Genomic DNA, 21744 nt, shown 5'->3' with positions numbered 1-21744 from the left:
ATGAGCGAAGGAAAGGTCGTCACCTTCTACTCGTACAAGGGCGGCACCGGACGCACCATGGCACTGGCCAACACGGCCTGGATCCTGGCCAGTGCGGGCAGGCGGGTGCTCGTGGTCGACTGGGACCTGGAGTCACCCGGCCTGCACAAGTTCTTCACCCCGTTCCTGGCGCCCGGGACGGCCACGACCGCGGCCGGCGTCATCGACCTGATCTCCGACTACCAGTGGGCGGTGATGCGCAACGAGCCCCGTCCCGGCGACTGGCACACCAAGTACGCCAGGTCGGAGAAGCACGCCATCTCGCTCGACTGGGAGTTCCCCGGCGGCGGGACGCTGGACTTCCTGGCGCCCGGCCGGGCCAACCGCGACTACTCCTCCCCGGCCTCCGGCTTCAACTGGGACAACTTCTACGACCGGCAGGGCGGGGGCCAGTTCTTCGACGCGCTGCGCGCCGACATGAAGGCGTGCTACGACTACACCCTCATCGACAGCCGCACCGGCGCCAGTGACATCGCGGGGATCTGCACCGTCCACCTGCCGGACGTCCTCGTCGACTGCTTCACCCTGGCCAACCAGGGCATCGACGGCGCCTCGCAGATGGCCAGGGACATCAGCGAGCGCTACGGCGACCGCGACATCCGCATCCTGCCGGTCCCGATGCGCATCGACACGGGGGAGAAGGAACGGTGCGACGCCGGGCGCGCCTTGGCCCGGCGGAAGTTCGAGGGATTCCCCGCCGGAATGACACCCCAGGAGGCCGACGAGTACTGGGGCGGCGTCGAGATCCCCTACACCCCCTTCTACGCCTTCGAGGAGATCCTCGCCACGTTCGGCGACGACCCGGCCCGGCCGGGCTCCCTGCTGGCGGCCTTCGAGCGGCTCACCGCGGCGGTCACCGAGGGCGAGGTGACCTCGTTCCCCCGCCTGGAGGAGCCCGTACGGCTGCGGTACCTGGAGAAGTTCGTGCGGCGGCACCCCGCGCCCCAGATCGACGTGCGCATCAGCTACGCCCGCGAGGACCGGATGTGGGCTGACTGGATCGCGGCCGTGCTCGACCGCCAGGGACACCGGGTCGCGCTGCGCGGCGTCGACGCGGGCGGGGAGGAGGACGGCGAGGGGGAGGCGCCCAGGACGCTTGCCGTGCTCTCCACCGCCTACCTGAACGCCCCGCGGGCGCTGGAGGTGTGGTCGCGCCTGACGGCCGCCGAGGCGGCGGGGCAGAGCGAGCTGGTCGCGGTGCGGATCTCGGAGTCGCGCTTCCCGTCCCCGTACGGCGACCGGGCCCTGACCGACCTGACCCGGCTGCAGGAGCGCCCGGCCGCGGAGACCCTGCTGAGGGCCCTGGGCGTGGCTGAGGAGATCGCGGCGGACCTGTCGGCCGTGGGCGCGCGCTTCCCGGGAAGCGTCCCGCAGATCTGGAACGTCCCCACCAGGAACGCCGCCTTCACCGGCCGCGGCGCCGTACTGGAGACGCTGCGCCACCAGCTCGTGGGCGGTAGCGCGGCGGTCGTGCTGCCGCAGGCGCTGTACGGCCTGGGCGGCGTGGGCAAGACGCAGGTCGCCCTGGAGTACGCCCACCGCTTCAAGGCGGACTACGACCTGATCTGGTGGGTGCCCTCCGAGAACCGCGAGCGCATCAACGCGGCGTTCGAGAAGCTGGCCCGCGAGCTGAAGATCCGCGTCGGGGAGAGCATCGCCGAGGTCGTGGAGGCGGTGCGCGAGGCGCTGCGGCTGGGCGCCCCGTACTCCCGCTGGCTGCTGGTCTTCGACAACGCCGGGGATCCCGACGAGCTTCGGGACTTCTTCCCCGGCGGGACCGGCCACGTGGTGATCACCTCGCGCAACCAGGCGTGGTCGAGCGTCGCGGCGCCCCTGGAGGTCGACGTCTTCAGCCAGGAGGAGAGCCTGGAGCACCTGAGCCGCCGCGTCCCCGGCCTGGCGGCCCGGGACGCGCTGGAGGTGGCGGCGGCCCTGGGCCACCTGCCCATCGCGGTGGAGCAGGCGGCCGCCTGGCTCGCCGAGACGGGCATGCCCGCCGCCACCTTCGTGGAGCAGCTGGGGTCGGAGACCGCCCGGGTGCTGTCGCTAGGGCAGCCCGCCGACTACCCGCACCCGGTGGCGGTCACGTGGAACCTGTCGCTGGCCCAGCTGCGCGAGAGCTCCCCGTCCTCGGTGCGGCTGCTGCAGCTGTGCGCGTTCTTCGCCCCTGAGCCGATCTCGATGTCCCTGCTCTACAGCGACGAGATGATCAGTTCGCTGCTGCCGTACGACGAGATGCTGCGCGAGAAGATGGTGCTGGGCCGGGTCATCCAGGAGATCGGCAGGTTCGCGCTGGCGAAGGTGGACCAGGGCAACAACACCATCCAGGTGCACCGCCTGGTCCAGGCCGTCATCCGCAGCCAGATGACCGAGCAGGAGCAGGAGCAGGCCTGCCACGAGGTGCACCGCATCCTGGTGGGCGCCCGGCCGCGCCAGGGCGAGGTGGACGACCCGGAGAACTGGACGCGCTACGACCTCATCTGGCAGCACCTGCAGCCCTCCCGGGCCACCGAGTGCACCGAGGAGGAGACCCGCCAGCTGCTCACCGACCGGGTGCGCTATCTGTGGAAGCGCGGGGACTTCGACAGCGCACTCGCGCTGGGGGACGAGCTGGCCGGTTACTGGGAGGAGAAGTTCGGGGTCGAGGACCGCCAGCGCCTGCACCTGCTGTTCAACGTGGCCAACGTCAAGCGGTCCCAGGGCAGGTACCAGGAGGCCCGGGAGCTGAACGAGTGGGTGCGGGAGATGCAGCGCGCGGTGGTGGGCGAGCGGCATCCGCACACGCTCATGACCACCGGCGGCCTGGCGGCCGACCTGCGCGGGCTGGGGGAGTACGGCAGGTCGCTGGAGATGGACAAGGTGACCTTCGAGCGGTGGAAGACGCTGTACGGCGAGGACCACCCCAGGACCCTGGCCGCCGCCAACAACCTGGCCCTGGCCTACCGGCTCGTCGGCGACAGCCACAATGCCCGCGAGCTCGACGAGGACACCCTGCGCCGGCGCAACCACGTGCTCGGCCCCACCCATCCCTACACGCTCTACTCCGCCACCCAGCTCGCCCGCGACCTGCGGGAGATCGGGATCTACCGGGAGTCGGTCGACATCCTGCGGGCGACCTTCCAGAGCTACCGCGAGACCCTCGGCGAGAACTTCGTCGACACCCTGCGGGCGGCCAAGAGCCTGGCGGTCTCCCTGCGCCGGGCGGGGGACCAGCAGGAGGCCTGGCAGCTGGCCAAGGAGACCGAGGAGCGCTACCGGCAGCGTTACCCGCTGACCCCCGACGCCCTGGCCGCGACGCTGGAGCTGGCCTGCTGCGAGTCGGCGCTGGACGACAAGGTCGCCGCGCGCGACCGTGCGGCGGGCATCGTGGACATCTACCGGCGGAGCCTCGGCGAGAGCCATCCGGTCACCCTGATCGCCCGCAACAACCTCGCCATCTACCTGCGCGGCACCGGTGACGTGGTCACCGCGGCGGCCCAGGCGCAGGAAGTGCTCGACGGGCTGCGCGCCGCGCTCGGCGAGCGGCATCCCTTCGTCCTGTCCGCCGCCGTCAACCTGGCCAACTGTCTGGCCGACGCGGGAAGGCCGCAGGAGGCCGAGGCGCTGGAGCGCCGCACGATCGACACGCTGCGGGACGCGCTCGGTCCCGCGCACCCCGACACGCTCGCCTGCGAGGCCAACCTGGCCGTCACCCTCCACACGACGGATCGCGGGGCCCAGGCGGAGCGGCTCAGGGAGCGGGTGCTGGCGGACAAGGCGCGCGTCCTGGGCGAGGAGCATCCCACGCTGATCTACCTGCGGCAGTGGCGGCGGATCAACCGCGACCTCGAACCTCAGCCGTTCTGACTCATCCGGCGGCCAGCCAGGCCAGGACGTCGGGCAGGACGCGCAGCGAGCCGAAGTGGGCGGCGCCCTCCTCGATGACCACCGTGGCGCCGGGGATGCGCCGCCCGAGCCAGCGCGCGTGGCCGGCGGGGGAGAAGACGTCCTCGTCGCCGTGCCACAGCAGCGTCGGCACCTCGATGGCCGCGGGGTCGAAGCCCCACGGCGTGCTGAAGGCCAGCGCGTCGTCCACCCACCCGGCTGCGGAGTGCCGCAGCGCCTCGGCGAAGGTCCCGGCCAGCATCCTCCTGATCCCGAAGTCGGCCACGACGTGCCGGTCGGGCTCGGGCAGCTCGGCGTCGAGCGCCGGGACCAGGCGGGTCGGATCGGCCCTGACCTGGTCGGCGACGGAGGTCAGCAGCGCGGTGAGCGGTCCGGGCCCGCGCGCCGCCGCGGTGTACTCGACCACGTTGGAGGGGGACATGCCCTCGAACCAGTCGAGCCCCTCGGCGCCGCGCGGCGCCAGCGGGACCAGGGCGGCCAGCCGGGTGGTGCGGTCCGGCAGCAGGGCGGCGCAGGCCAGCGCGTGCGGGGCGCCGCCCGAGCGGCCGATCACCGCGAAGCGCGGGATGTCCAGGAAGTCGGCTATCGCGGCCACGTCGGCCGCCACGTCGGCGACGCTCCTGCCGGCCAGCCGGTCGGACAGGCCGTACCCGGGGCGGTCGTAGGTGATCAGGCGGATGCCCATGCGGTACAGGAGCGTGGGGCGGGGGAGGGGCCCGACCCGGCTGCCCGGCGTGCCGTGCAGCAGGAAGACCGGCCGCCCGCCGGGGGAGCCGCTCTGGTCGACCGCGAGCGTTCTTCCGTCCGGCGTTCTCACCAGAGCCGTCAAGGCCGACCTCCCCGCTGCCCGTCCATGGAGGTTTTTCCCTTTTCCAGGGGCAGTGTCCCCTGATATTCCTCCCCGCGTTCCCGGCTCCCGCGAGGTCCTGGAGGGGCGTAGGCTCACGGAGCGTGGATCTCGACTTTGTCTGCGCGCACGCCGGTCGCCCGGCCGCCGAGCTGACCCGGCGTGACGTGGTTCGCGCGCTTCTCGCGGTGCCCTCGGGGGTCGCCCTGGTGGCCGTCCCCGACCTGCGCAGGGCGCTGCTGGCGGCGGGCAACCCGATGTCCCCGGCCTTCTGGGACTCCGTCAAGGCGACGCTCGGCGCGATCGAGTCGGGCACCGCCACGGTGGGCGACGTGCAGCGCTGGCTGGAGTCCACGGGGACCGAACCCCTCCTGCTGACCAGGAGCTTCTTCGTCTGGCCTGAGGAGGACGAGCGGGGCCCGATCGCCGAGGAGATGTACCGCCGGCTGGTGGCCCACCTGGAGGAGCGGGTCGCCGAGGGGGTGATCGACCCGGACGCGCTCGCGCGCAGGGACGACGGCGCCCGCGAGGCCTACGAGGACCTGCAGGAGCACTGGCTCAACAGCCCGCTGCCCGACGGGCGGATCCCCTCGGTCGTGGTGGGCGACGAGCAGGACGAGGAGATGTTCGCGGCCCGGGACGAGGAGGAGGCCTTCGCGCTCGGCGAGTTGCGGCGCATCCTGGCGGAGCTGCCCGAGCCCGTACGGCCCGCCTCGGAGCTGCACAGGGCGTGCGTACGGCTGCGCGAGGTGCTGGCCGGGCCGGGATACCCGGGCAACGTGCTGCGGGCGTGCGCCGGGTTCGGGGAGGGCGAGGAGCTGCCCGAGGACGACGAGGAGCTCTGGCTCACCGTCACGGCGGGCATCGCCGGGCCGATCTCCGACCTCCCCGAGGAGGACGACACGGTGGAGGCGTTCACCGACCTGGAGGGCGAGCTGGGTCACGAGGACACGGCGCTGGCGGCGCTGTGCGCCATCCACTACGCGGACTGGCTGGCGGTGGTGGCCGCCCTGGCCAGGCGGGGCCCCGGAGTGCTGGCCTCGCCCGAGCGCATCGCCCGGCTGATCGCCGAGTCCGACGACATCGACGTCGACCTGGACGACCCGGAGGACCTGGAGGCCGCCGAGATGCTGTTCGGCTCGGTCACGCCGCTGTGGGCGTCGCTGGGCATCGTCGACAGGAACGAGATTCTCACCCCGCTGGGACACTGGGGGCTGCCCAGGGCGCTGGAGCGGGCGTGGTCGCCGTTCGACTGAGGACCGCCGGGGACCCGGGCACGGTGACGGCACGGCCGTCCGGCGGCCGGGCACGGGCCTCTAGCTCGACCGGCTCTCGCCGTCGGGCTTGCCCGCCTCGGCGGACTTGACCGCCTGGGCGGGCTTACCAGTCTCGGCGGGCTTGCGAAGCTCGGCCTCGGACGGGACCTCGATCTTCGAGATCTGCTTCCTCATCGACTTGATCAGGAAGAACAGGGCGAAACCCAGGGCGGCCACGACGACGAAGCCGAGGAGCCCCGGGCTGACCTCGCCGGTGGAGGCAGGGTTGAAGGCAATCACGCGTCAAGTCTGCCACCGGCACCCCGTGGTCGTGTCAGGGGCAGGCGGGCGAGACCCTCTCCGCGTGGATGCCGGTGAACAGGTCGTCCTCGGGAAGCTCGGTGTCCACCAGGGAGCGGGCCAGGTGGTAGTCCTCGGTCGGCCAGATCTCGCGCTGCAGCTCGCGGGGGCACACGAACCAGAACCCGTCGGGGTCGACCTGGGTGGCGTGCGCCAGCAGGGCAGCGTCGCGGGCCTCGAAGTAGTCGCCGCAGGGGACGCGGGTGGTGACCGGCCACTTCTGCGGGCGGTCCTCCCACCGGGAGATCCAGTCGGCGTACGGCGAGCCGATGCCCCGCGCCGTCATGGCCTCGTGCAGCGCCTCGAAGCGCTCCTTGGTGAAGCCCATGTGGTAGTAGAGCTTCAGCGGCTGCCAGGGCTCGCCGGCCTCGGGATAGCGGTCGGGGTCGCCGGCGGCCTCGAAGGCCTCCACCGAGACGCGGTTGGTCATGATGTGGTCGGGGTGCGGGTAGCCGCCGTCGTCGTCGTAGGTCAGGATCACGTGCGGCCTGAACTCACGCACCGCGGCGACCAGGGGGGCCGCGGCCGCCTCGATCGGCTGGAGCGCGAAGCATCCCTCGGGCAGCGGCTCGTTCTCGTCCTCCGGCAGGCCGGAGTCGACGAATCCCATGAAACGCTGCTGCACGCCGAGGATCTCCCGGGCGCGCTCCATCTCCAGGCGGCGGACCTCGCCGATGTTCTCCAGGATGTCGGGACGGTCCATCTTGGGGTTCAGGATCGAGCCGCGCTCCCCTCCGGTGAGGGTGCACACGAGCACGTCCACACCTTCGGCGACATAACGTGCCATCGTGGCGGCGCCCTTGCTGGACTCGTCGTCGGGATGGGCGTGAACGGCCATCAGCCTCAGAGGTGCACTCACGGCTCGTTTTCTCCTCTTCGCTCTCCGGACGGCGTGGTCACTCCGGAGAGGGGTTAGTTTTTCTCAAGGCGGTCGCGGGGGCGAGACCCCCGCGGGGGACAATTGTCTCGGATAACGCCGAGGTAGTGCAGGGAGATTCCGTCATGGCCACCAGCGAGGCCGAGAAGGGCCGATTCGAAGGTCCCGTCCTCGGCACCCCCGGCGACTTCCCGGACCGGCCGCAGCGCAGGGGACGCTTCGTGGTGCACGGCGTCATCGCCATCCTGTGCGCCGTCCTCGCAGGTGGCTGGGGTTACGTCATGTGGGCGGCCAAGGGCGACACCGAGGTGATCGACCAGGTCATCGCCTTCGACGCGAACCGCCCCGACTCCGTCGAAATCCTCTTCGAGATCGTCAAGCCGTCCGACCGCGTGGCCCGCTGCCGCCTGCGCGCGATGGATGTGGACCACCGGGAAGTCGGGAGCCGGCTGGTCGATATTCCGGCTGGTGAGGGATATGTCCGGCTTACTGAACGGCTAGAGACCAGTGCCCAGGCCACTTCCGGCGACGTCGAGTACTGCCATCTCGTATAGTGAGACATTTGGGGAAGCGTTCGATCGCTTAACTTGCTAGCCTGTCGAGATTCGATCGTCCGTTACCCCAGCACACAGTCCCACAGAGCGAAGCTCCACAGAGGATGCAAGGAGAACCCGTGGCCGACTCCCACAACGAGAGCGTCACCTGGCTCACTCAGGAGGCGTACGACCGCCTGAAGGCGGAGTTCGAGTACCTCTCGGGGCCCGGGCGCGTCGACATCGCCAAGAAGATCGAGGCCGCCCGGGAGGAGGGCGACCTTCGCGAGAACGGCGGTTACCACGCCGCCAAGGACGAGCAGGGCAAGATGGAGGCCCGCATCTTCCACCTCCGCCAGATCCTGGACAGCGCCAAGGTCGGAGAGGCCCCGCGCACCGAGGGCGTGGTCGGGCCCGGCATGACCGTCACCGTGCGTTTCGAGGGTGACGACGAGGAGGTCGCGTTCCTGCTGGCCTCCCGCGAGGAGAGCGGCGCCCCCATCGACGTCTACTCGCCCAAGTCCCCCCTCAGCGCGGCGATCAACGGCAAGAAGATCGGCGAGAAGGCCACCTACACGATGCCGAACGGCCGCTCCACCACCGTGGAGATCCTCGAAGCCGTGCCGTACACCGGTGGCAACTGACCTCCGCGCGTGATGTGACCTCGCGGTGACGGATCCGCCGGGACCCTCGGTCCCGGCGGATCCGTCATGTCGCGGGAGGTCGTCTCGCGGGGGTCGGCGTGTCGCGGAATCACGCCGGTCCGCGGGAGTGTCACGAGATCAGAGCGTTCTGGCGGGTTCGCGTGCATCCGATCGCGATGTACGGCAGGCTCGTGAAGCCGGATCACTCAAGGGGCCGGGCAGGCGGAAGGGGGAGAGGACGTGTTCGAACGGCGGACGGGCGGCTCCGGCCTGCTCGACCAGATCCGCCGCGACCTCGCCTACCGTCCCCGCCTCGGCCGCGGCCGCCGCGGCGTGCGCGCGGCGAGACGGGCGGTCCCGGTCATCGCGGTGCTCCTGGTCGCGGTCCTGGCAGCCGACCTGGTGGTCCTGTCCCAGTTGGCCGGGCGCGATCCCGGTCTGGTCGCGGCCGGGGACGAGGGGCCCCGGGCGCCGGTGGCCCACACCGGGCCGATCACCCCGCCCGCCGGCGTGCCGACGGTCCCGTCGACCGCCGGGCCGGCCTCCGGGACGCAGGACCCCCTGCCGACCGCCGCCCCCGAGCCGGTCGCCCCGCTGAAGGCGATGCGCAGGCCCCATCTGTTCGTGGTCGCCCACCGGCCGCTGAGCCCGGCCGTGGTGGCCAGGGCCGCCAAGGTCCGCGGAATCCGCTCGGTCGAGCAGGCCGACGCCGCCGAGGTCGTCCTGGACGGCAAGCGGGTGCAGACGCTGGGCGTGAACCCCTCGACCTTCCGGGCCTACACCCCGCGCCCGACCGCGACCTCCGACAGGCTGTGGCGCAACCTGGCGGCCGGGGAGATGGCGGTCTCCTTCGTCCTGGGCAACGACGGCGGGATGCCGCTGGGCAAGACCGTCTCCGCCCCCGGGCACAGCCTGCGGGTGGGCGCCTACGCGACCATGGGCATGGGCGCGGTCGACGCCGTGGTCTCCCGGACCACCGCGCGCGCCCTGGGCATCCCGCAGGACAACGCGCTGGTGGTGAGCGCCCCCGGGGCCGACACCGCCCGGCTGCGCCGTACCCTCCTGAAGATCCTGCCGAAGGGCAGCCAGGTCGTCACGGTCAACCCGGTCTTCACCGCCCCCCGGCAGACGGTCTGGCCCGCGGAGGCCCTGGTGAGCGCCCCGCAGGTGAAGGCCATGCTCACCGCCGCGATCGGCAAGCTCGGCCGTCCGTACGTCTGGGGCGCCGAGGGCCCGGACTCCTTCGACTGCTCCGGCCTGGTGCAGTGGGCCTTCGCGCAGGCGGGCGTCAAGGTGCCGCGGGTGACGCACCAGCAGTTCGTCGCGGGCCCGCAGGTCTCCCTGTCCCAGGTCCAGCCCGGCGACCTGCTGTTCTGGCGTCACGACCCGACCAACCCCGGCTACGTCTCGCACGTGGCGATCTACTGGGGCGACGGCAGGATGCTCCACGCGCCGCGGACCGGCGACGTGGTCAAGCTCGTTCCCGTCACCACGAAGAACTTCGCCGGCGCCGTCCGGATCAGCCCGCAGATCGCCGCCCGCGTCCGCTGACCGGCTCGCCTGCCCGCCCGCGTCCGCCAGTCCGCCCGCCGCCCGCCGCCCGCCGTACGGCCATGCGCCCATTCCGGTGTCTTCACCGTCTCCGGTTCGCCTATGGCCACCTTTCAAGTAGAGATGTAATCTCGATTACATGGAAAACGACGAAGCACGCGAGAAGCTCCGGGGGTGGTTCTCCGGTCGCATGCCCGACGGCTGGTTCGAGGGCCCGCCGGAGATCGTGCTCGACCGTGAGGAGATCACGGTGATCGGCACCCTCCGGCCGCCGGCGCTGGCCGAGGACGCCTCCGAGGTGGAGCGGGCCGCCGCTCTGGAGGGCGGGGTGCAGCGCTTCCGTGAGGAGACCAGGGAGCGGCGCATCGAGATCGCCCTGGAGGCGGAGCACCGCTTCCGCAGGAAGGTGTCCTGGGGAGTCGCGGTCGGTGACCAGACGGTGATGTTCACCACACTGTCGGTCCCCGTCATGACACGGTTGCGCCAGACGGAGCGCCGGGTCCTGGACACCTTGGTGGCCGCGGGAGTGGCGCGCAGCAGGAGTGACGCGCTGGCCTGGTGCGTCCGTCTGGTGGGCAAGCACACCGACACCTGGCTGGCCGAACTGAGGGACGCGCTGCAACACGTCGACCGGGTTCGCGCGTCGGGGCCCGACGTCGGTTCCTGAGGCCGGCCAGGGAAAACGGTCATGAAAGTGGTCTGAACCTTTGTCGATATTGGTTTAGACCTCTGTCATTGGCCTATACCACTGGCCATAATAGCTTCTTTAAAAGCGCTTCTTTCGGGTAGGGACATCCGAACGCCACGGCCCCTGCCAGGCCATACGCCGACCGGCGGGGTTCGGACCGGGGCGGGACGACGTTCGGCCGGACATATTCACTGGTCTACGCCAATTGGATTAAGTCCGGTTTCGTCGTCAATGATGATTTGGCCCTGAGAAGCGTGAGGAGCTGCCGCAGTGACCGCAACCGTTGACGTATCCACCTCCAGCCCGACCAGCCACGAGGGACTCGCCGCCTGGGTCAAGGAGATCGCCGAGCTCACCCAGCCCGACAGGATCGAATGGTGCGACGGTTCCGAGGCCGAGTGGACCCGCCTGACGAACCTGCTGGTCGACCAGGGGACCTTCAAGCGGCTCGCCAAGCGGCAGAACAGCTTCTACGCCGCCTCCGACCCCAGTGACGTCGCCCGCGTCGAGGACCGCACCTACATCTGCTCCGAGCGCGAGGAGGACGCGGGCCCGACCAACAACTGGATCGCTCCCGCCGAGATGCGCGCGACCTTCGGGAAGATCTTCAAGGGGAGCATGCGCGGCCGCACCATGTACGTGGTCCCGTTCTGCATGGGCCCGCTCGGCGGGGAGATCTCCCAGCTCGGCGTCGAGATCACCGACTCGCCGTACGTGGCGGTGTCGATGCGGGTCATGACCAGGATGGGCGAGGCCGCCCTGCGGCTCATCGAGGAGCGCGGCGACTTCGTCAAGTGCGTGCACTCCGTGGGCGCCCCGCTGGAGCCCGGCCAGGCCGACGTGCCGTGGCCGTGCAACACCACCAAGTACATCAGCCACTTCCCCGAGACCCGCGAGATCTGGTCCTACGGCTCCGGCTACGGCGGCAACGCCCTGCTCGGCAAGAAGTGCTACGCGCTGCGCATCGCCAGCACCATGGCCCGCGACGAGGGCTGGCTGGCCGAGCACATGCTCATCCTCAAGCTCACCCCGCCCAGCGGGGAGACCCGCTACGTCGCGGCGGCCTTCCCCTCGGCGTGCGGCAAGACCAACCTGGCGATGCTCCAGCCGACGATCCCCGGCTGGAAGGTCGAGACGATCGGCGACGACATCGCCTGGATGCGCTTCGGCGAGGACGGCCGCCTGTACGCCATCAACCCCGAGGCCGGCTTCTTCGGCGTCGCGCCCGGCACCGGCGAGTCCACCAACGCCAATGCGATCAGGACGCTCTGGGGCAACAGCGTCTTCACCAACGTCGCCCTCACCGACGACGGCGACGTGTGGTGGGAGGGCCTGACCGACGAGCCCCCGGCGCACCTGACCGACTGGAAGGGCCGCGACTGGACCCCGGACGGCGACGAGCCCGCCGCCCACCCCAACGCCCGCTTCGCGGTGCCCGCCGGGCAGTGCCCGACGATCGCCCCCGAGTGGCAGGACCCCAAGGGCGTGCCGATCTCCGCGATCCTCTTCGGCGGCCGCCGCGCCAGTGCGGTCCCGCTCGTCACCGAGGCGCTGAGCTGGAACCACGGCGTGTTCATCGGGGCGAACATCGCCTCGGAGAAGACCGCCGCCGCCGAGGGCACGGTCGGCGAGCTGCGCCGTGACCCGTTCGCGATGCTCCCGTTCTGCGGCTACAACATGGGTGACTACTTCGCCCACTGGGTCAAGATCGGTCAGCGCGAGGGTGCGAAGCTGCCGCGCGTCTACTACGTGAACTGGTTCCGCAAGAACGCCGACGGCAAGTTCATCTGGCCCGGCTTCGGCGAGAACAGCCGCGTGCTCAAGTGGATCGTCGACCGCCTCAACGGCAAGGCGCAGGCCGTCGAGACCCCGATCGGCCTGCTCCCCGCCGAGCTGGACACCGAGGGCCTCGACCTCCCCGCCGAGGACCTGCGGACCCTGCTCACCGTGGACACCGAGGTGTGGAAGGAGGAGGCCGCGCTGATCCCGTCCTTCTTCGAGACCTTCGGCGACCACCTGCCCAAGGAGCTGTGGGAGGAGTACAACGCCCTGGTCGACCGCCTGGGCTGAGCTCCGTCCCCCGATCCTCTCCGGCCTTCTCCCGCCCGGGTCCCTCCTGGCCGCGGGCCTTCCGGGAGCCCCGGCGTCCGCCAGGCGCCGGGGCTCCGGCGCGTCCGCGGCCGTGGTCGGCGGACGGGCGCCGGGGCTCCGGCGGGCACACCGGCCACCGGCGGTGAAATAGGCTCCTTCCAGGAGAAACTTCCGCGTCTCCACAAGCGTCTATCTGGCAACGGGCATATGCCCCCCGGCCCTTTCAGGAGGCGGACATGGGAGTCGTACTGATCGTCATCGCGGCGGCCCTCGCCGTGATGGCCGTCACCACGGCGGTGGCGCTGGGTGTCGAGCACCGCAGGGTTCGCCGGGCCGCCGCGAGCCATCCGGGCGGTCCGCTCACCCCCTACGAGCTGGCCTACCTGTCCGGTGGACCGCTCCGCACCGTCAACACCGCGCTCGGCCTGCTGGCCAGGGGCGGCGGCGTGCGCGTCTCGCGGGGCGGGCAGATCGGCCTCGTGGCCGGGGCCCCGCCGTCCCCGGACCCGATCGAGCGGTCCGTCATGGACGCGCTGGCCGAGCGCGGAGGCAGCTGCGCGGCCGGTGAGCTGCGCCGTACGGTGGCCGAGGGGCAGGCCATGGAGGGCCTGCGCTACAACCTGGTCGGCCGCGGGCTCCTGGTGCCCGACGGCGCGCTCACCGGGGCGCGCAAGCTGCTGAGCCGGCTGCTGACCGTCTCGGTGCTCGCGGTCGTCTTCAGCATCGGCACGGCCGTCATCGGCCTGGACAGCGGGCTCACCGTGTTCGCCTTCCTGATCGGCCTGGTCACGGCGGTCGTGGGCCTGATCATCCACGCCACGCAGAAGACGGCTCTGCGCAGCGTGCTCACCAGGTCCGGGACGGAGGCGCTCCTGTACGCCCGCCGGTCGCACGTCCGCGGCGTCCGCCCGGTGAGCGGCGACCTGGCCTTCGCCGTCGGCTTCCCGGTCGCCCTGTACGGCCTGAGCGAGCTCGACGATCCCGGCCTGGCCCAGGAGCTCCAGCAGCGCGACACGACCGGCGGCTACGTGAGCGGCTCCTGCGGCGGCGGGTCGGGCGGCGACTCCTCCTACGGCGGCGGCGACTTCGGCGGCGGCGGATGGGGCGGCGACTCCGGCGGGTCGAGCGGCGGCGACTCCGGCGGCGGGTCCAGCTGCGGCGGCGGCGGTGGCTGCGGTGGAGGCTGCGGCGGCGGGTGAGGCGGCGGACGGGGTCCGGGCCGCGGCGGAGAACTTCGCCCGCGGCCCGATCGTCTACCGGTTACAGGGTTCGCAGGACGCACCCCCTTCTCGGAGGCCGGTATGGATGCTCTCATCGGTGTTCTGCTCATAGGCGCGGTTTTCCTCACTCTTCTCGTCCTCCTCCTGAAACCGGTCTCCGGAATCAGGCGGCGGGCGCGTGCCGCGCGTGTCCGTGGCTCGCGTGCTCGAGGTGCGGGCTCCCAGACCTGGCGCGCTTATTCTGCGGGCTCCGAGACCCGGCGTTCCCGCACCTCGCGGCTCCGCGGCCTGACGAGGGGCGAGCCGTACCGCCTGATGACGGGGGCGACGGACGGCTCGGGCGGCTGGTGGTCCACGCGCAGGGAAGGATGGGGCGGCGGATCAGGTGACTCCGGAGGATACGGCGGTGGGGGAGAGAGCGGCGGTGGAGGCGGCGGTGACGGAGGCGGAGGAGGCGGCGGTGGATGAACCGCTGGGCGTCGGGATCGGCTGGCGGCCGGAGATCGACCTCACGGTGGAGCGCCTGGAGGGCGTGGACTTCGTCGAGGTCATCGCGGAGAACGTGCGTCCCGACCGGCTGCCGGAGTCGCTGCGGGTGCTGCGCGCGCGGGGCGTGCCGGTGATCCCGCACGGGGTCGGGCTGGGGGTGGGCGGCGCCGAGCCGCCGGACCCCGACCGGCTGGCCCATCTGGCGGCGTGCGCCCAGGCGCTCGGCGCGCCGCTGGTCAGCGAGCACCTGGCCTTCGTGCGCGCTGGCGGCATGGAGGCCGGCCACCTGCTGCCCGTGCCGCGCACCCGTGAGGCGCTCAGGGTGGTGGTGGACAACGTACGGCGGGCGCAGGACGCACTCGAGGTCCCCCTGGCGCTGGAGAACGTGGCGGCCCTGTTCGGCTGGCCGCAGGACGAGATGACCGAGGCGGAGTTCCTCGGCGGGCTGGTCGAGGCGACCGGGGTCAAGCTCCTGGTGGACGTGGCCAACCTCTACACCAACGAGGTCAACCTCGGCCTGCGGGCCGTGGACGCCCTGGACGTCCTGCCGCTGTCCGAGCTGGCCTACGTGCACGTCGCCGGGGGCCACGCGCACGGCGGCGTCTGGCACGACACCCACACCGACCACGTCCCCGACGAGGTGCTCGCCATCCTGTCGGAGCTGTGCGCGCGGGTGGACCCGCCCGGGGTGCTGCTGGAGTGGGACGCCGACTACCCCAGCGACGAGTCCCTGCAGTCCGAGCTCGACCGGATCCGGAAGGCGATGGTCCGTGACTGACCTCGACCGGCGCCCCCCGGAGGCCGCCCGGGAGACGGGCCCCGGCCACGACGTCGTGGGAGCGGCGGGGCCGGGTCAGGGCGCCGGCCACGACGTCGTGGGAGCGGCGGGGCCGGGTCAGGGCGCCGGGGGAGCGGCCGGTTCCGACGCCAGGGCCGAGCTGGCCAGGGCGCAGGCCGAGCTGCTGGCCGCCCTGGTGGCGGGCGGGCGGGCGCCCGAGGGGTTCGACGAGGAACGCCTGCGCATCCAGACCTCCAGCCTGATCGCCAAGCGGCGGGGGGTGGTGGCCCGGCTCCGGCCCGACCTCCTGCGGGCGCTCGGCGGTGACTTCGCGGCCGAGTTCGCCGCCTACGCCGACGGCCGTCCCAAGCCGTCCGGCGGCTCCCGCGCCGACGCGCGCGACTTCGCCGAGGCGCTCAGGGCGGCGGGCCGGATCGCCGGCGAGCCCGCCCCGCGGGCCCGCCGGTGGTGGGCCCGGCTCACCCGGCGCCGGACGGGGTGAGCCTCCCCGGGCCGTGGGCCGTGGGCCGTGGGCCGCGTGCTCCGGGATCCGGAATCCGGAATCCGGCGGGACGTTTTGCCGGGGCGTACCTGGATACGCTCTGTGACGTGGGGGGACTGCGGTGTGTGGACGGCTCGTATCTGACTGTCACGCCCATCGCGTGCCGGGACAGCGTCGGTTCGCCGTACGAGATCACTTTGGAGCTGCACCGTGACGGCGCGCCGTACGGGATGGTGGGCGAGCGGTGCGGCTGGTTCCTGAACCGGCTGGCCAGAGGGGTCGCCGAGGCCCGGGCGCGGGGTGACGGGCGCTGGCCCGACCCGGACGACCGCTTCCCCGACCTGCCCGACGAGGGGGAACTGTTCGCCTTTCGTTACCGGGCCGGGAAGGGCCTGGTCGGAGGCGGCGAGCTGCGCTGCCGGCTGCGCACGATCCCGATGTGGACGCCGCAGGACCGGGGGCCGGCCGGGGAGTGGAAACTGACCAGGAGGGCCTTCCTGGAGGCCTGGGGCAGCGACGGGGTGGGACTGCGCGCGGTGCTGACGTCGGCCGAGCTGAGCGAGTTCGTGGAGGCGCTCGTGACGGAGGCCGAGGAGTGCCTGGGATCGCACAAGTCCGACGAGTCCAGCACAATTTCCTAGAAGGGACGGACAAGTCCCGCCGGCGGCGATAATTGCCTGTCAGCGCCCTTCGACCACGGGCGTTGAGGGGAGGGGCTCCACATGGGCGTGCGTGATCTCGTCTACCGGTTGTACGAACGGCGACTTGAAGCCAAGCTGTCCCGTCATCGGGACATGGTGCCCCGCCACGTCGGCGTCATCGTCGACGGCAACCGCCGCTGGGCCCGCGCGATGGGCATCGAGGACGTCAGCCGCGGGCACCGCAAGGGAGCCGACAAGATCTCCGAGCTGCTCGGCTGGTGCCGGGAGGCGGGCGTCGAGGTCGTCACGGTCTGGCTGCTGTCCAGCGACAACATCAACCGTTCCAAGGACGAGCTCGAACCCCTCATGAAGATCATCGAGGACGTGGTCCAGGAGCTCGTGGCCGCCGGGTGGCACATCAAGCCCATGGGGGCGCTCGACCTCCTGCCCGATCACACGGCTCATGTCCTTAAAAATGCAAAAGAAGCAACATCGCACCGTCCAGGTTTGATTGTGAACGTTGCGGTTGGGTATGGAGGAAGGCGTGAGATCGCTGATGCGGTGCGCTCCCTCCTCCTGGAGCACGCCAGCAAGGGGGCGACCATCGAGGACCTGGTCGAGGTTCTCGATGTGGAGCACATCGCGGAGCATCTCTACACGCGCGGCCAGCCCGATCCGGACCTGGTCATCCGGACATCGGGGGAGCAGCGGCTGTCCGGCTTCCTGCTCTGGCAGAGTGCCCACTCCGAGTTCTACTTCTGCGAGGCCTACTGGCCTGACTTCCGCAGGGTCGACTTTCTGCGGGCCCTCCGTTCGTACGCCGCGCGGCACCGACGGTACGGCACCTGAAACGCAACGTGAACACCTCCTTTCGGTCACACATGCGTCATTGGAAGGTGGGTATTCAGGACGTACCGTAAGAAGTAGGCGGGCACAGTCCGCCTACTCCGGAGAGGGCCCGCCTTTGCGTCACGACGCGTCAGGGAGGGCCGGCCACCGGTCCCTCTCGGCGAGCCGAGAACGCGGGCCCGGGTCCGGTCCGCATCCCAGCTCATGGCAGGGCGCCAGCCATGGCGCCCGGGGGAGAACGCGTGGCACACCCTTCGTCCGCATCCACGTCGTCGGCCGGCAACCGGCGCACGTACGTCCTGGACACCTCGGTCCTCCTGGCTGACCCGGCGGCGATAAGCCGCTTCGCCGAGCACGAGGTGGTCATCCCGATCGTCGTCATCACCGAGTTGGAGGGCAAGCGGCACCATCCGGAGCTGGGCTACTTCGCTCGCAAGGCGCTACGGCGCCTGGACGACCTGAGGGTGACCCACGGACGTCTGGACGAGCCCATGCCCATCGGCGAGGGCACCATCCGGGTCGAGCTCAACCACAGCGACCCGTCCATCCTGCCCGTCGGCTTCCGGCTCGGCGACAACGACACCCGCATCCTGACCGTGGCGCGCTCGCTGGCCGCCGAGGGTCTCGACGTGGTGCTGGTGTCCAAGGACCTCCCGATGCGCATCAAGGCCGCCTCCATCGGTCTCGCCGCCGAGGAGTACCGCGCCGAGCTCGTCGTGGAGTCCGGCTGGACGGGCATGGACGAGATCCAGGTGGCCGACGAGGACGTCGAGGCGCTGTTCGAGCACGGCACCGCCGACATCGCCGAGGCACGGGAGCTGCCCACGCACACCGGACTGCGGCTGCTGTCCAGCCGGGGTTCGGCGCTGGGCCGCGTGCTGCCGGACAAGACCGTGCGCCTGGTCCGCGGCGACCGCGAGGTCTTCGGGCTGCACGGCCGCTCCGCCGAGCAGCGCATCGCCCTGGACCTGCTGATGGACCCCGAGGTCGGCATCGTCTCGATGGGCGGGCGCGCCGGCACCGGCAAGTCCGCGCTCGCGCTCTGCGCGGGCCTGGAGGCGGTCCTGGAGCGCCGTCAGCACCGCAAGGTCATCGTCTTTCGCCCGCTGTACGCCGTGGGCGGCCAGGAGCTCGGCTACCTGCCCGGCACCGAGAACGAGAAGATGGGCCCCTGGGCGCAGGCCGTCTACGACACCCTGGGCGCGGTCACCACGCCCGAGGTGATCGAGGAGGTCATCGACCGGGGCATGCTGGAGGTCCTCCCGCTCACCCACATCCGCGGGCGCTCGCTGCACGACGCCTTCGTGATCGTGGACGAGGCCCAGTCGCTGGAGCGCGGGGTGCTGCTGACGGTGCTGAGCCGGATCGGCGCCAACTCCCGGGTCGTGCTCACCCACGACATCGCCCAGCGCGACAACCTGCGTGTGGGCAGGCACGACGGTGTGGTCGCCGTGGTGGAGAAGCTCAAGGGACACCCGCTGTTCGCGCACGTCACGCTGACCCGTTCCGAGCGCTCGCCGATCGCCGCGCTGGTCACGGAGATGCTGGAGGACGTGACGATGTGAGCCGAGCGGGCGGACCGGAGCCATGCGCCCGGTCCGCCCGCCGGGCCCTCCACGGGGGGCACGTCCGTACTGGAGGCGGACGACGCCCCCCGTGGCAGGGGCCGCCCGTTTCCCATCGGTACGGCCGGCCGCATGCGGCGTCGTGACCGGGGCGGCCGAATTCTCACGGAGGCAGCCGCACGCCCTTGGCGGCCAGGTTCCGGAACTCGAAGCAGGTGTGCTCTCCCAGCGACTCCGGGGTCCCCGGGAACAGCCGGGTGATCTCGACGCTCCAGATGCTCTCCTGCTTGTTCTGCCGGACCGTGCAGGTGATCTGGGCGATCCCCAGCCGGGAGAGCGTCCCCTCGCCGGTCAGGACCACGTTCAGCCGGTATCCCATCTCCCCGGCCGGGTCGTTGCGCTGGGAGGCGCCGCTGTAGCGGGTGGTCTTGCTGTCGTAGTGGTTGAAGCCGATCAGCTCGCTCGTCATCCCCGGCTTGGGCGGCTGCTTTCCGGCCCGGAACAGGGTGTCCACGATGTTGTCGACGGAGTCGGAGACCACCGGCACCCGGGCGGGCTCCAGGCGTCCCTGCCGGACGAGATAGACCGTCACCCACGTCGGGCTGTAGCTGATCACCGGCGGCCGGCCCAGGTCCCGCACCTCGGTGGGCGTGATGCCGCAGCCGCCGAGCACGAGGGCGGCCGCGACCACGAGGCAGGCGAGCCCGCCCCCCGCGGGCCTTCTCCCCGCGAACTTTCCGGTGGACTTCCCGGCGGACCTTCCCTGGGGCCTTGTCATCGCGGTTCTTCTCCCTGCGGGCCCTCGCCCGCCGGGGGCAGCCAGACGGTGAAGAGCGTGCCGGGATCCTGCGGGCGCACCGAGATCGTGCCGCCGTGCAGCTGGGCGTTGGAGCGGGCGATGGACAGGCCGAGCCCGCTGCCGTCGCCGCGCGTGCCGGCCTTGTAGAAGCGGTTGAACACATGGGGCAGGTCCGTGGCCGGGATGCCCTTGCCGTGGTCGCGCACCTTCACCTCCAGGCCGTGCTCGGTGCTGCGGGCGGACACCGTGACGGGCGGTTCCCCGTGCCGCAGGGCGTTGCCGACCAGATTGGCGACGATGACGTCGAAGCGCCGGGGATCGAGGGAGAAGGCCAGTCCCTGGGGCGCGGCCACCTTGACCTGGTGCGACCAGCCGCGCATCTCCAGGCAGTCCTCGATCGCGTCGGAGATGCTCACGGTCTCCAGGTTCAGCGTGGCCGTTCCCGAGTCGAAGCGGCTGGCCTCGATGAGCTGCTCCACCAGGGTGCGCAGCCGTGCGATCTCGCGCAGCACCAGCCGTACGGCCGCCGCCGGCTCGTCGGGCAGGCGCTCGGCCTCCTCGGAGAGCATGTCGGTCACCGCGGTCATCGCGGTCAGCGGGGTGCGCAGCTCGTGGGAGACGTCGGCCACGAACCGGCGGGACATCGCCTCCAGCGCCCGCAGCTCCGACACGTTGCGCTCCAGCTCGGCGGCGGTGTCGTTGAAGGTGGCCGTCAGCTCGGCCAGCTCGTCCTGGCCGTGCACGGGCAGCCGCGTGTCCAGGTGCCCGGCGCCTAGCGCCCGTGCGGCCGTGCCGAGCCGCCGTACCGGCAGCAGCACGCGCTGGGCCGACACCAGGGCCACGGCGAGGGCCACCGCCAGCATGATGGCCCCGGCGACCGCCAGCGGCTGGCGCATGCCGATCAGCAGGTGCTCCTCCTCGGCGAGGGGGACGAACACGAAGACGCTCATCCCGGTCGGCTGCGGCAGGTGGATGGGCTCCACCCGCCACACGGGCGTGCCGATCACCAGCCACATCGCCCCGCGGATCTCCTGGCGCTTGTAGACCATCCGGTCGGCGGCGCGGGCGCGCAGGTCGGCGGGCACGTCGTTCATGCCGAAGGAGCCGTCGGCGTACAGATAGTCCTCGTAGCGGACGACCACGGCGCCGTTGGGGACCCGCAGGCTCTTCTGCAGGACGGTGATCTCCATGTCGGTCGGCGGGCTGTCGCCCGGCCACAGGGCGCTGATGGGGAATCTGCTGCCCGTCAGGGTGTCACGCACGTCGGCCGCGGCCGTGTACTCGGCGCGTTCGATCACCCGGTTCTTGACGAGCTCGTAGCCGATCACGGCCACCAGGGCGGAGGCCGCGACCGCGATCAGGGTGAAGGCGATGACCAGACGTCCGCGCAGCCCCGTGTAGATCCGCCTCACGGTGGGCTGAACCGGTACCCGAAACCGCGCACGGTGTGGATGAACTCCGGCTCGGCGGGCACCGCCTCGATCTTGGCGCGGATCCGCTGCACGCAGGCGTCCACCAGCCGGGAGTCCGCGGCGTGGGTGTGGTCCCACACGGCGCGCAGCAGGTAGCGCCGGTTGAGCACCTGGCCGGGGTGGCGGACCAGCTCCAGCAGGAGCCGCAGCTCGGTGGGGGTCAGGTGGACCTCCCGTCCGGCCAGCGTGACCTTGAGCGCCCCCCGGTCCACCACCAGGTCGCCGAAGGTGATGCGGTCGGAGCTGGCCGACTCCACCCGGCGCAGGACCGCGCGGATGCGGGCGTCCAGCACGCGCGGCTCGACCGGCTTGACCACGTAGTCGTCGGCTCCGGCCTCCAGGCCCACGACGATGTCGAGGTCGTCGCCCCTGGCGGTGAGGAGGATCACCGGCAGCTGGTCCATCTTGCGGATCCGGCGGCACACCTCGACCCCGTCGATCCCGGGCAGCATGACGTCCAGGATGGCGATCTCGGGGCGGCGGGAGCGGACGTGGTCCAGCGCCTCCTCACCCGTCTCGTAGGAGGTCACGGAATGGCCCTGGCGGGCCAGCGCCAGCTCGAGAGCGGTCCTGACCGAAGGGTCGTCTTCAACGAGGAGAATGCCGGCCACCTGGTCATTATTCTTGCAACGTCCTATAGCTCCCACCATGTCATGAG

19 protein-coding genes are annotated in these 21744 nt (G+C 71.4%); 13 read left to right on the top strand and 6 right to left on the bottom strand.

Annotated features, from left to right (window positions below; all coding sequences use genetic code 11):
- Positions 1-3885: an FxSxx-COOH system tetratricopeptide repeat protein gene (gene fxsT, locus Psi01_RS10805; protein ID WP_204063824.1), complete on the top strand. Its 3885-nt coding sequence runs from the start codon at positions 1-3 to the stop codon at positions 3883-3885.
- A 1-nt stretch (position 3886) separates the two neighbouring features.
- On the opposite strand, the gene Psi01_RS10800 is transcribed toward fxsT, so the two are convergent.
- A complete protein-coding gene (locus Psi01_RS10800; protein ID WP_204063823.1) occupies positions 3887-4753 on the bottom strand; it encodes an alpha/beta fold hydrolase in 867 nt (288 codons plus the stop codon).
- A 122-nt stretch (positions 4754-4875) separates the two neighbouring features.
- Between Psi01_RS10800 and Psi01_RS10795 the strand changes: the two genes are divergently transcribed.
- A complete protein-coding gene (locus tag Psi01_RS10795; protein ID WP_204063822.1) occupies positions 4876-6027 on the top strand; it encodes a hypothetical protein in 1152 nt (383 codons plus the stop codon).
- Between the two features lie 60 nt (positions 6028-6087).
- Here the strand turns inward: Psi01_RS10795 and Psi01_RS10790 are convergent, their stop codons facing one another.
- Together Psi01_RS10790 and mca are read right to left on the bottom strand one after the other, a co-directional pair.
- Positions 6088-6327 carry a hypothetical protein gene (locus Psi01_RS10790; RefSeq protein ID WP_204063821.1) on the bottom strand — a complete coding sequence of 80 codons (240 nt, stop codon included), beginning with the start codon at positions 6325-6327 and terminating at the stop codon, positions 6088-6090.
- A 34-nt stretch (positions 6328-6361) separates the two neighbouring features.
- Positions 6362-7246, bottom strand: a complete 885-nt coding sequence (gene mca, locus Psi01_RS10785) for a mycothiol conjugate amidase Mca (RefSeq protein ID WP_204063820.1) — start codon at positions 7244-7246, stop codon at positions 6362-6364.
- Between the two features lie 143 nt (positions 7247-7389).
- Between mca and Psi01_RS10780 the strand changes: the two genes are divergently transcribed.
- From Psi01_RS10780 to phoH2, 11 genes are all read left to right on the top strand, one after another.
- Positions 7390-7818 (top strand): DUF4307 domain-containing protein, encoded by a 429-nt coding sequence (locus Psi01_RS10780; protein WP_204063819.1) that lies wholly within the window; start codon positions 7390-7392, stop codon positions 7816-7818.
- Positions 7819-7937: 119 nt separating this feature from the next.
- The gene (greA, locus tag Psi01_RS10775; protein ID WP_204063818.1) at positions 7938-8441 is read left to right on the top strand and encodes a transcription elongation factor GreA; all 504 of its coding nucleotides are present in this window, start codon (positions 7938-7940) and stop codon (positions 8439-8441) included.
- Between the two features lie 240 nt (positions 8442-8681).
- Positions 8682-9992, top strand: coding sequence for a C40 family peptidase (locus tag Psi01_RS10770; protein WP_204063817.1), 1311 nt, complete (start codon positions 8682-8684; stop codon positions 9990-9992).
- 139 nt (positions 9993-10131) lie between these two features.
- On the top strand, positions 10132-10659 hold the full coding sequence (gene abmR, locus Psi01_RS10765; protein WP_204063816.1) for an ATP-binding transcription factor AbmR: 528 nt from the start codon (positions 10132-10134) through the stop codon (positions 10657-10659).
- Positions 10660-10950: 291 nt separating this feature from the next.
- Positions 10951-12750: a phosphoenolpyruvate carboxykinase (GTP) gene (locus Psi01_RS10760; RefSeq protein WP_204063815.1), complete on the top strand. Its 1800-nt coding sequence runs from the start codon at positions 10951-10953 to the stop codon at positions 12748-12750.
- A 257-nt stretch (positions 12751-13007) separates the two neighbouring features.
- Positions 13008-13970: a TIGR04222 domain-containing membrane protein gene (locus Psi01_RS10755; RefSeq protein ID WP_204063814.1), complete on the top strand. Its 963-nt coding sequence runs from the start codon at positions 13008-13010 to the stop codon at positions 13968-13970.
- Between the two features lie 427 nt (positions 13971-14397).
- Positions 14398-15258, top strand: a complete 861-nt coding sequence (locus Psi01_RS10750; RefSeq protein ID WP_239127459.1) for an MbnB/TglH/ChrH family RiPP precursor modification enzyme — start codon at positions 14398-14400, stop codon at positions 15256-15258.
- Complete coding sequence (locus Psi01_RS10745; protein ID WP_204063812.1) at positions 15251-15760, top strand: SCO6045 C-terminal-like domain-containing protein; 510 nt, start codon at positions 15251-15253, stop codon at positions 15758-15760. Before Psi01_RS10750 ends, Psi01_RS10745 begins: the two co-directional genes overlap by 8 nt.
- A gap of 107 nt (positions 15761-15867) precedes the next feature.
- Positions 15868-16401 carry a hypothetical protein gene (locus Psi01_RS10740; RefSeq protein WP_204063811.1) on the top strand — a complete coding sequence of 178 codons (534 nt, stop codon included), beginning with the start codon at positions 15868-15870 and terminating at the stop codon, positions 16399-16401.
- Between the two features lie 81 nt (positions 16402-16482).
- Positions 16483-17250 (top strand): isoprenyl transferase, encoded by a 768-nt coding sequence (locus Psi01_RS10735; RefSeq protein ID WP_204063810.1) that lies wholly within the window; start codon positions 16483-16485, stop codon positions 17248-17250.
- A 221-nt stretch (positions 17251-17471) separates the two neighbouring features.
- Positions 17472-18815 carry an RNA 5'-3' helicase PhoH2 gene (gene phoH2 / locus Psi01_RS10730; RefSeq protein WP_239127457.1) on the top strand — a complete coding sequence of 448 codons (1344 nt, stop codon included), beginning with the start codon at positions 17472-17474 and terminating at the stop codon, positions 18813-18815.
- A gap of 163 nt (positions 18816-18978) precedes the next feature.
- Here the strand turns inward: phoH2 and Psi01_RS10725 are convergent, their stop codons facing one another.
- From Psi01_RS10725 to Psi01_RS10715, 3 genes are read right to left on the bottom strand one after another with little or no spacing between them, the layout of a single operon-like run.
- Positions 18979-19593, bottom strand: coding sequence for a hypothetical protein (locus Psi01_RS10725; protein WP_204063808.1), 615 nt, complete (start codon positions 19591-19593; stop codon positions 18979-18981).
- Positions 19590-21026: a sensor histidine kinase gene (locus Psi01_RS10720; RefSeq protein ID WP_204063807.1), complete on the bottom strand. Its 1437-nt coding sequence runs from the start codon at positions 21024-21026 to the stop codon at positions 19590-19592. Before Psi01_RS10720 ends, Psi01_RS10725 begins: the two co-directional genes overlap by 4 nt.
- Positions 21023-21697, bottom strand: coding sequence for a response regulator (locus tag Psi01_RS10715; RefSeq protein WP_204063806.1), 675 nt, complete (start codon positions 21695-21697; stop codon positions 21023-21025). Before Psi01_RS10715 ends, Psi01_RS10720 begins: the two co-directional genes overlap by 4 nt.
- Positions 21698-21744: the final 47 nt, after the last annotated feature.

This window comes from Paraplanobispora siamensis, assembly GCF_016863175.1.
GTDB classification, from domain to species: domain Bacteria; phylum Actinomycetota; class Actinomycetes; order Streptosporangiales; family Streptosporangiaceae; genus Planobispora; species Planobispora siamensis.
The sequence above is the reverse complement of the archived record's forward strand: the minus strand, read 5'-3'. Positions and strand labels throughout refer to the sequence as shown.

Bases quoted from the DNA above. Each gene is read 5' to 3' on its own strand.
- fxsT (WP_204063824.1), top strand. From the start codon at position 1: ATGAGCGAAGGAAAGGTCGTCACCTTCTACTCGTACAAGGGCGGCACC.
- Psi01_RS10780 (WP_204063819.1), top strand. From the start codon at position 7,390: ATGGCCACCAGCGAGGCCGAGAAGGGCCGATTCGAAGGTCCCGTCCTC.
- abmR (WP_204063816.1), top strand. From the start codon at position 10,132: ATGGAAAACGACGAAGCACGCGAGAAGCTCCGGGGGTGGTTCTCCGGT.
- Psi01_RS10755 (WP_204063814.1), top strand. From the start codon at position 13,008: ATGGGAGTCGTACTGATCGTCATCGCGGCGGCCCTCGCCGTGATGGCC.
- Psi01_RS10735 (WP_204063810.1), top strand. From the start codon at position 16,483: ATGGGCGTGCGTGATCTCGTCTACCGGTTGTACGAACGGCGACTTGAA.
- phoH2 (WP_239127457.1), top strand. From the start codon at position 17,472: ATGGCGCCCGGGGGAGAACGCGTGGCACACCCTTCGTCCGCATCCACG.
- Psi01_RS10725 (WP_204063808.1), bottom strand. From the start codon at position 19,593: ATGACAAGGCCCCAGGGAAGGTCCGCCGGGAAGTCCACCGGAAAGTTC.